Source organism: Mesorhizobium sp. M5C.F.Ca.IN.020.29.1.1, assembly GCF_003997375.1.
Classification (GTDB): Bacteria; Pseudomonadota; Alphaproteobacteria; order Rhizobiales; family Rhizobiaceae; genus Mesorhizobium; species Mesorhizobium wenxiniae.
Window position 1 is genome coordinate 1 of record NZ_RZSW01000257.1, and the last position, 8,291, is coordinate 8,291.

At 62.6% G+C, this 8,291-nt stretch carries 10 protein-coding genes; 3 read left to right on the forward strand and 7 right to left on the reverse strand.

From position 1 onward, the window contains the following. From EOA85_RS20095 to EOA85_RS37605, 4 genes are all read right to left on the reverse strand, one after another. Positions 1–534 (reverse strand): ABC transporter ATP-binding protein (locus EOA85_RS20095; protein WP_164759764.1); only part of this gene is annotated, 534 nt, incomplete at its 3' end. Next, a complete protein-coding gene (locus EOA85_RS20100) occupies positions 527–1,282 on the reverse strand; it encodes an ABC transporter ATP-binding protein (protein WP_127210902.1) in 756 nt (251 codons plus the stop codon). The genes EOA85_RS20100 and EOA85_RS20095, both read right to left, overlap by 8 nt. Positions 1,283–1,590: 308 nt before the next feature. Then, complete coding sequence (locus tag EOA85_RS20105; RefSeq protein ID WP_127210903.1) at positions 1,591–1,791, reverse strand: hypothetical protein; 201 nt, start codon at positions 1,789–1,791, stop codon at positions 1,591–1,593. A gap of 65 nt (positions 1,792–1,856) precedes the next feature. Continuing rightward, entirely contained in the window at positions 1,857–2,003 is a 147-nt protein-coding gene (locus EOA85_RS37605; RefSeq protein WP_164759765.1) for a hypothetical protein, read from the reverse strand. Between the two features lie 177 nt (positions 2,004–2,180). Here EOA85_RS37605 and EOA85_RS20110 point away from each other — a divergent pair, with 177 nt between their 5' ends. The 3 genes from EOA85_RS20110 (at position 2,181) to EOA85_RS20120 (ending at position 5,875) form a co-directional block, all read left to right on the forward strand. Then, positions 2,181–3,275, forward strand: coding sequence for a glycosyltransferase family 4 protein (locus EOA85_RS20110; RefSeq protein ID WP_127210904.1), 1,095 nt, complete (start codon positions 2,181–2,183; stop codon positions 3,273–3,275). A gap of 75 nt (positions 3,276–3,350) precedes the next feature. Beyond that, positions 3,351–5,519 (forward strand): amylo-alpha-1,6-glucosidase, encoded by a 2,169-nt coding sequence (locus tag EOA85_RS20115; RefSeq protein ID WP_127210905.1) that lies wholly within the window; start codon positions 3,351–3,353, stop codon positions 5,517–5,519. Between the two features lie 146 nt (positions 5,520–5,665). Further along, positions 5,666–5,875 carry a hypothetical protein gene (locus EOA85_RS20120; RefSeq protein ID WP_095519958.1) on the forward strand — a complete coding sequence of 70 codons (210 nt, stop codon included), beginning with the start codon at positions 5,666–5,668 and terminating at the stop codon, positions 5,873–5,875. 31 nt (positions 5,876–5,906) lie between these two features. On the opposite strand, the gene hutC is transcribed toward EOA85_RS20120, so the two are convergent. The 3 genes from hutC to EOA85_RS20135 form a co-directional block, all read right to left on the reverse strand. Beyond that, entirely contained in the window at positions 5,907–6,641 is a 735-nt protein-coding gene (gene hutC / locus EOA85_RS20125; RefSeq protein ID WP_127210907.1) for a histidine utilization repressor, read from the reverse strand. After that, entirely contained in the window at positions 6,641–7,642 is a 1,002-nt protein-coding gene (locus EOA85_RS20130; protein ID WP_127210906.1) for an alcohol dehydrogenase catalytic domain-containing protein, read from the reverse strand. The genes hutC and EOA85_RS20130 overlap by 1 nt, the downstream gene beginning before the upstream one ends. Positions 7,643–7,647: 5 nt before the next feature. Next, positions 7,648–8,291 (reverse strand): histidinol dehydrogenase (locus EOA85_RS20135; protein ID WP_206523331.1); only part of this gene is annotated, 644 nt, incomplete at its 5' end.

Genomic DNA, 8,291 nt, shown 5'->3' on the forward strand with positions numbered 1-8,291 from the left:
CCCTTCGGTCGGCTCATCGAGCAGCAAAAGCTTCGCACCCGTCCGCAAGATCCGGCCGATGGCGAGCATCTGCTGTTCGCCGCCCGAAAGCTTGGTGCCTTGGCTCGAAAGCCGCTCCTTCAGGTTCGGGAAAAGCTCGAAAATCTGCTCGACGCTGAGCCCACCGGGGCGCACCTGCGGCGGCAGCATCAAATTCTCCTCGACCGAAAGGCTGGAAAAGATCGCGCGTTCCTCTGGGCAGTAGGCGATGCCCATCTGTGCGATCAACCGCGACGGCAGCTTGATCGTATCGCGGCCGTCATAGGTGACCGAGCCCGAGCGCCTGGAAAGGATGCCCATGACTGCCTTCAGCGTCGTCGTCTTGCCGGCGCCGTTGCGGCCGAGCAGCGTCACCACTTCGCCTTCGCCAATCTCGAAACTCACGCCGTGAAGCACATGGCTCTCGCCGTACCAACCCTGCAGGCCATCGACGCGCAGCAGCGGTTTCGCCGAGGGGACAGGAGCCGGCCTGCTCGTCAGTTCAACTTCAGACATGTCCGGCCCCGATATAGGCTTCTATAACGCGCGGATCCTTGGAAACCGCAGCATAGTCGCCTTCGGCGAGGACTTTGCCGCGCGCGAGCACGGTGATGCGGTTCGACAGCGAGGCTACGACCGAAAGATTATGCTCAACCATCAAAACGGTGCGGTTCTTGGAGATGCGCCGGATCAGCGCCGAGATGCGCTCGATGTCTTCTTGCGCCATGCCGGCCATAGGCTCGTCGAGGAGCAGCATCTCAGGGTTCAGCGCCAGCGTCGTCGCGATCTCAAGCGCGCGTTTGCGGCCGTAGGACAGATCGCTGGCGCGGATATCCGAAAACTCGGTCAGGCCGACATCGGCGAGAAGAGCCGCACCCTCGCTATTGAGCTTGGAGAGCACTTTCTCGGAACGCCAGAAATCGAAACTGTCGCCGCGCCGGCGCTGCAGCGCGATGCGGACATTCTCGAGTGCCGTCATGTGCGGAAACACCGCCGATATCTGGAAGGAGCGCACAAGGCCCAGCCGCGCGATGTCGGCCGGCTGCATCCTGGTGATGTCGCGGCCTTGGTAGCGGATCGTGCCGCGCGTCGGCTGGAGGAATTTGGTCAGCAAGTTAAAGAGGGTCGTCTTGCCTGCGCCGTTGGGCCCGATCAGCGCGTGGATTGATCCTCGCTCGACTGTCAGGTTGACATTGCTGACAGCGACGAAACCCCCAAATTCCTTAGTCAATCCCGCGGCTTCGAGGATCGCTCCGGAATTCATGCGCGGGAGCCTTCGCCGGTCATTGGCGTGAAAACGTGGAACCGCGCTGCGAGGCTATCCGCCCCCAGGGTGACTTCCATGGTTTCCTCCCGTGGCACTCCCGCCCGCAACAAACGACCTAATGCACATCGCGTCAAGGCCGCAATTGCCGGCGCTCTGGCACGGGGCCTTCGATCATTTTCGAATTGCAACGTCGAAGGGGCAGACGACAGGCGAGATGGGCCTGTAATCCGAACCACCCCAATCCGAACCCATCCCGTCCAAGCAGTTCGAAATCCGCGGCGACTGAGTTAGATAAATGCAAAAGCTTAGCTGCGCTGGCTCGAGTTGGAGTTTTCCCGGTCTGCCCGGGTGATCTTGCCCTTCGACGCTTTCGATCCGCCGCCCCATTCCTGGGCGTTCCTGGCTTGGGCGCCGCCCTTGGCCGGTTCCTTGGCCTTGTCGCTGCCGCTTGCCCTCTTTCCCGATACAGGATGCTCGGCTTTCGTAAACGAGCTGGTCTTTGTCATGGTGTCACTCCTATCGATGGTCGGGGATCGCAGCCATTACGGTCCGCCTGCGGGGCAGGCATCGTTCAGTCCTCGCCGCGGTTTGGATCCTTGCCGGCAGCCTGGCTGCTCTTTTGCGGCTTGTCCTTCTTCTCCTGATTGCCGCCGCGGTTGCCGCCATGCTCGTCGCTCGATCCCTTGACGGCTTTTGTGTCCTGAAGCTTCGTAACCATCCTGGTTCTCCTTTTGGTCCATCTGCTTGAACTCCCCTGACTCGGCGATTGTTCCCGCCGGGAACATATCGGCGCTTCGAGAGTTGGCGAGGAGGACCGCACCGCAATGAACGCGAGGAAGGGGATTGCCGTCGGAGCTTTTTGAAGGGTGACCTTCACTTTCGAGAAGTGTTGCAGATGAAAATTGCCCAGATCGCCCCCCTTACCGAAGCCGTGCCGCCGCGGACCTATGGCGGGACCGAGCGAATAGTTTCATATCTGACTGAGGAGCTTGTTCGGCAGGGGCATGATGTAACCTTGTTCGCCAGCGGTGATTCACGCACCTCTGCGGAATTGGTACCGTGTTGCGATATTGCATTGCGCCTGAATCCCAGGGTCCGGCACGATATTCCCCAGCACGTGATGATGCTTGAACAGGTGCGCAGGCGGGCCGATGAATTCGACGTGCTGCATTTTCACATCGATATTCTCCACTTCCCCGTAGTCCGGGACTTTGCCGAGCGAACCGTTACGACACTTCATGGACGGCTCGACCTCCCGGATTTGGCGCAGCTTTATGCGATGTTTGATGACATTCCGCTGGTTTCGATTTCTTACGATCAACGCTGGCCCATGCCGCCTGTCCATTGGATCGGAACGGTGTATCACGGTCTGCCTCGCGATCTTCTCCCTTTTCGGCCGAAAGCCTCGGGCTATCTCGCCTTCCTCGGCCGCATCTCACCGGAAAAGGGGCCGGAAACAGCGATTGAAATCGCAGCGCGTACCGGAATGCCGCTGAAGATTGCCGCCAAGATCGACAAGGTAGACCAATCATATTGGAAAGAGAGGGTCGAACCCAAGGTGCTTCGAAATTCCAACGTGGAATTCATCGGCGAGATCGACGAACGGCAAAAAGCAGACTTTTTGGGCAATGCGGCAGCGCTTTTGTTCCCTATTGACTGGCCGGAACCCTTCGGACTCGTAACCATTGAGGCGATGGCCTGTGGCACGCCTGTGATAGCGTTTAGACGCGGCGCCGTTCCGGAGGTCATCGACGATGGTGTGTCCGGGTTGATCGTCGACACGCTCGACGGAGCTGTGGACGCGGTACGGCGGATAAACGGCATCGATCGTGCACGGGTGCGACGGACTTTTGAAGAGCGATTCACGGTTGAGCGCATGTGCCGCGACTACGTGGCGATCTATGGCTCGCTCTCGGACGTCATAACGAAAGCATTTGGTTCTCAAAGCAAGCGCGCTAAAAATGCCGCAATGATGACTATGTCTACCTGACCGAGCAAGGCGACGGCTCGGCTGCCCGGATCAGCGCCTGAGCCGCTTTGTTTGCTTCTGAACGGGAGGGGTTCCATGACCACTCAACTCGAAGACCGTAAGATTGATCCAGCCGTGGCGCTGCCGGCAATCGACGAAACGGCACCGCGCGAGCCGCATCGGCAATTTGCGCTGAAACACGAGGATTGCTTCGTCGTCGCAGACAGCTACGGCGACATACGCGGCACCGGCGACGGGCTTTTCCGCGACGACACGCGTGTATTGTCGCGCTTCCGTCTGTTCATTGGCGGCCGGATGCCGTCGCTGCTCGGCGCCTCGCTGTCGCAGGACAACATCCTATTCACCGCCAATCTCACCAATCTAGCCACTATCGGGCCGAATGGCAGCGAAGCATTGCCGGGCGTCGTCCACGTCGATCGGACGCGGTTCATCTGGCAGGACCGCATGTTCGAACGCATCAAGTTCACCAACTACTCCGCGCGCGAGGTGGTTCTGCCGGTCCGGCTCGACTTCGACGCCGATTTCCGTGACATGTTCGAGGTGCGCGGCACTATGCGTAGCCGCCGCGGTCGCGCGCATGACGCACTGGTCGGCGAGGCGAGCGTAACGTTCCGATATGAAGGCCTCGATAATGTGGCTCGTCAATCGGCCATCGCATTCTCGATCAAGCCCGATCAGGTGCACCCCGATCACGCCGATTTCCTCATTGTCGTGGCAAAGCGTGACAGCAGAGCATTGTACCTGGAGGTCGGCCACAGCGAAGAAACCCCTTCCAGCGACCGCTTTCGCGCGGCCGCTGCGCGAGCCCGCTTCGCCATGCGCTCAAAGCGCCGGCAGGGCGCCACCGTCTTCAGCTCCGGGCGCGTGTTCAATGACTGGTTGACACGCACGCGCGCCGACATCGCGCTGCTGACGACCGATCTGGAGACCGGGCCATACCCGTATGCCGGCATCCCTTGGTTTTCGACGGCTTTCGGCCGCGACGGCGTCATTTCCGCCTTGCAGATGCTTTGGCTCAATCCGGGCCTTGCTCGAGGGGTCCTGGCCTTCCTTGCCCACTATCAATCGACCGAGACCTCTGTATTCGACGATGCCGAGCCTGGCAAAATCATGCATGAAACCCGCAAGGGGGAAATGGCCGTGCTGCGCGAACTGCCGTTCGGCCGCTACTATGGCGGCGTCGACACCACGCCACTCTATGTCTACCTGGCTTCGTCCTACGCCGATCGCACCGGAGACGAGGCGTTCGTCGATCGCATGTGGAACTCCCTGGGCGCTGCCACTGCGTGGATGGAAGAGGTCGGAGCCCGCAACGGGGATGGCTTTGTAACCTACAACAGGGCGGCCGACACGGGTCTGTTCAACCAAGGCTGGAAGGACAGTTCCGATGCCGTCTTCCATGCCGACGGCACGATCCCCAAAGGACCGATCGCATTGGTTGAGGTGCAAGGTTATGCCTTCGCCGCATATCAAGGGATGGCGGCGCTGGCCGCCAGGCGGGGCGACGACGCAAAGGCGGCGCACTGGAGCGCCCTGGCAGAGAGGATCCGTCAGGCAGTGGAGACGCATTTCTGGATGCCGGACCGCGATTTCTATGCTTTGGCAATCGACGGACAAGGCAAGCAATGCGCGGTTCGCACGTCCAATGCCGGTCACCTGCTTTATGTCGGGCTGCCGGCGGCGGAACGGGCTCAGTCAGTCGCCACCCAGCTGCTCTCTGGTCATCTCCATAGCGGTTGGGGCGTTCGCACACTGGCCGACGACGAGATCCCATTCAACCCTATGTCATATCATAATGGCTCGATCTGGCCGCACGACACCGCACTCTGCGCCTCCGGGCTCGCCCGCTATCACGAGCGCGACAGCGTCGTGAAGCTGATGAGCGGTATGTTCGAAGCGGCGGTCCGTTTCAACATGCGCCTGCCGGAGCTGTTTTGCGGCTTTACGCGCGCGGCGAGCGATTCACCGGTGGCCTACCCGGTCGCATGTCTGCCGCAGGCATGGTCGGCAGGCTCCGCGTTCATGATGCTGCAGGCCTGCCTGGGCATCCGGGTCGACGGCTGGAAACGCGAGATCACTGTGGAACGCCCGCGGCTGCCGATCGGTATCGACAACATTGTTATCCGCCATCTCGCCATCGGCCAGGCGAAAGTCGATCTCATCTTCGAGCGCATTGGCGACCGCGTTGTGTGCTATCTCGACCATCGCCATGAAGGGCTGGTGCCTCTGGTGGTGCGCTCTTAGCGCAGGCCGGCTAGCGGCCGCTGGGGTTAGCCGCTGTCAGCTGATGGCTAGCAAGGGCGCGCGCGGCCAAGCTGGTCTTGAGCGCCTCCAGGAACACAATGTCGCGGGAAACGTTGCAAAGACAAGTCATCGTCTTTGAGGAAGCCATGGCGATCCGTCGAAAAGCTGAGGAAGCTGGTATTTTTGATCCATCCGAGTTGGCTCTGCTGGCTCGAACGTTCGAACACCTCAAGCTTGAAAGTCAATCGACTGGTCAGCGTGAGGCGCTCGCGTCTCGCATTATTGCCAACTACATGGCCGGCGTGATCGACGAGGCAGAACTGATTTCCCTATCAAGGCAGCCGTTGGGCCGATGACGCTGCCCACCCGCTTGGCGGGCCGTTGCTGCTATGCGGCGGGTGAGGGCGCGTAGCGGCTGCCAAGCGAATAGCGGCTGCCGACATAGGTGAGATTGTTGACGGTCGCGACCGCCGCGCCCGACCAGGTCCGCCGATGCAGGAGCAGGCAGGGGTCGCCGGGCCGAATCATCAGATGGCGGGCCGCCATCTCTTCTGCGGCGACGGCCGAGATCACGTGCTCCACTTCCGTCAGCGGCGTCGCCCGCTGCAGATAGTCGTAGGTGGTGGTCGCAACGAAATTTTGCCGATGGTAGTCCGGTGCGAGAGCCGGATTGACAAAGCGCTCCTCGAGCTGGACAGGCACCTCGTCTTCGAAATGCACGATGATCGAATGGGCGACCGGTCTGCAGCGCGTGAACTCGAAGGCGACAATGAGGTCCAGCGCCGGGTTGCGGATCTTCTCGAGGACGACGACCTCGGCCCTGTGGCGTGCGCCGCGCGCGGCGATCTCGCCGGCAATGTTCCTGATTTCGATGAGGGCCGATTGCGGTTTCGGCGGCGCCACGAAGGTGCCTACGCCCTGGATGCGCAGGAGGTGGCCTTCCGAGGTCAGTTCCCTCAGCGCCCGGTGCACAGTCATCCGCGAGACGCCAAGCGTGCTGACCAGCTCGTTTTCGGAAGGCAGCCTGCGGTCCTTCGGCCATTTGCCGCTGCCGATGTTGCCGAGCACGTAGTCCTTGACCTTTTCGTAGAGGGGCCCGGCGGTTTCGGGAAGCCTGATCATCATCCTCTCTCCATTCGGATGATGGTCTTCAACCCGCCGCTCGTGCCTGCGATCAGGCGCTGGTAGGCGGCGGGAATCTCGCCGATCACGATCTCTTCGGACACGAAGCGCGACAGCGCGGGGGCGAGATCACCAAGCATCGCGACGGCCGGCGCAAGCTCGTCGGCGAAGGCGTGGCAACCGACAAGCGCGATCTCGCGTTCGACCAGGAGGTTGGGGTCGAGATCGAGGCGGCCATGCGATATGCCGACCAGCGCCAGCGTGCCACCCCCGGCCAGGAGCTCGAGCAGTTGCGCCATCACCGCCACGTTTCCCGTCGCGTCGATGGCATGGCGCAAATTGGGATCACAGGGCACGGCGTCCAGGTCGACGACGGTCGCGCCGCTCACCTCGGCCACAAGATCCGCACGCGCCGCATTGCGGTCGGCGACCAGGACCGGCCTCTCACCGTGCCGCGACAGGAGCAGCGCAGCCAGCCCGCCGATCGGGCCGCAACCGGCGATAAGTACCGGCACCCCGGCCGGCGCCGACAGTCGCCGGACGGCGTGCAGGGCGACCGCCAGCGGCTCCGCCATGGCGGCGATTGCGGGATCGAGCGCCGGGTCGTGGCGCAGGAGCAGCCGCGCGGGCAGCTCCGTCTCTTCCGCGAAGCCGCCGTCGCAAACCTCGCCTACAAAGCCCAGTCTGGCACAGACATTATGCAGGCCGGCCCGGCAAGCAGGACATTCGCCGCACCAGAAACGCGAATCGGCGACGACCCGATCTCCGCAGGCCAACTGGGACACGCCGGCGCCCACGGCTGTCACCTCGCCGGCGAACTCATGCCCGGCGACGCTCGGCGCGCGGCTGATCCACTGACCGGTGCGGAAGTTGTGGAGGTCCGAGCCGCAGATGCCGGCAGCCGCCACTTTGAGCCGCACCCAGCCAGGCGCGGGTTCGCCGGGAGACGGGACATCCTCCACCCGCAAATCGCCCGCCGCGTGGAGTCTGGCAGCCTTCATCGTCGCTACCGCACCAGATATCGGTCGCGCACGTCGGAGACGGCGTGTTCATGCGAGGAGAAGCCTTCGTAGCGGGCAAGCGTGCGGGCATGGCGCGCGAATTCCGGATAGGCCGCCGCCGTCACGTAGCCGATGGAAGAACGCTTGACGAAATCCGTGACCGAGAGCGGGCCCCAGGTACGCGCCCAGCGGCTGGTCGGCAGGACGGCGTTGGGGCCTAACCCGAAATTGCCGATCGAGACTGGCGTGTGCGGCCCCATCAAGATCTCGGCGGCTTCGGTGATGTGGCCAAGGTGTGCGAAGGGATCGTTGGAGAGTATCTCCAAATGCTCCGGTGCATAGTCGTTGATGAAGCGGTAGCTCTCCTCGATCGCCGCCGCCAGGACGATGCCGCCAGAGGCGCCGGTCAGCACCGCGGTGGAAAACGCTACCCGCTGCTCGGTCATGCGCGCCCAGTGCTCGGGCAGGGCGGCCAATGCCTCCTCGGCCACGCGGCGGCTGTGTGTCACCAGGTAGGCCGATGAGTCCGGTCCGTGCTCCGCCTCGATGAGGAGGTCGAGCGCGGCTAGCCCGCCATGCACGCTGTCGTCGGCGAGGATGATCGCTTCGGACGGACCGGCGGGAAGGCCGGGAGCGATCACCCCGGCAA

Bases quoted from the DNA above. Each gene is read 5' to 3' on its own strand.
- EOA85_RS20130 (WP_127210906.1), bottom strand. From the start codon at position 7,642: ATGAAGGCTGCCAGACTCCACGCGGCGGGCGATTTGCGGGTGGAGGAT.
- EOA85_RS20110 (WP_127210904.1), top strand. From the start codon at position 2,181: ATGAAAATTGCCCAGATCGCCCCCCTTACCGAAGCCGTGCCGCCGCGG.
- EOA85_RS37605 (WP_164759765.1), bottom strand. From the start codon at position 2,003: ATGGTTACGAAGCTTCAGGACACAAAAGCCGTCAAGGGATCGAGCGAC.
- EOA85_RS20105 (WP_127210903.1), bottom strand. From the start codon at position 1,791: ATGACAAAGACCAGCTCGTTTACGAAAGCCGAGCATCCTGTATCGGGA.
- EOA85_RS20100 (WP_127210902.1), bottom strand. From the start codon at position 1,282: ATGAATTCCGGAGCGATCCTCGAAGCCGCGGGATTGACTAAGGAATTT.
- EOA85_RS20120 (WP_095519958.1), top strand. From the start codon at position 5,666: ATGGCGATCCGTCGAAAAGCTGAGGAAGCTGGTATTTTTGATCCATCC.
- EOA85_RS20115 (WP_127210905.1), top strand. From the start codon at position 3,351: ATGACCACTCAACTCGAAGACCGTAAGATTGATCCAGCCGTGGCGCTG.
- hutC (WP_127210907.1), bottom strand. From the start codon at position 6,641: ATGATCAGGCTTCCCGAAACCGCCGGGCCCCTCTACGAAAAGGTCAAG.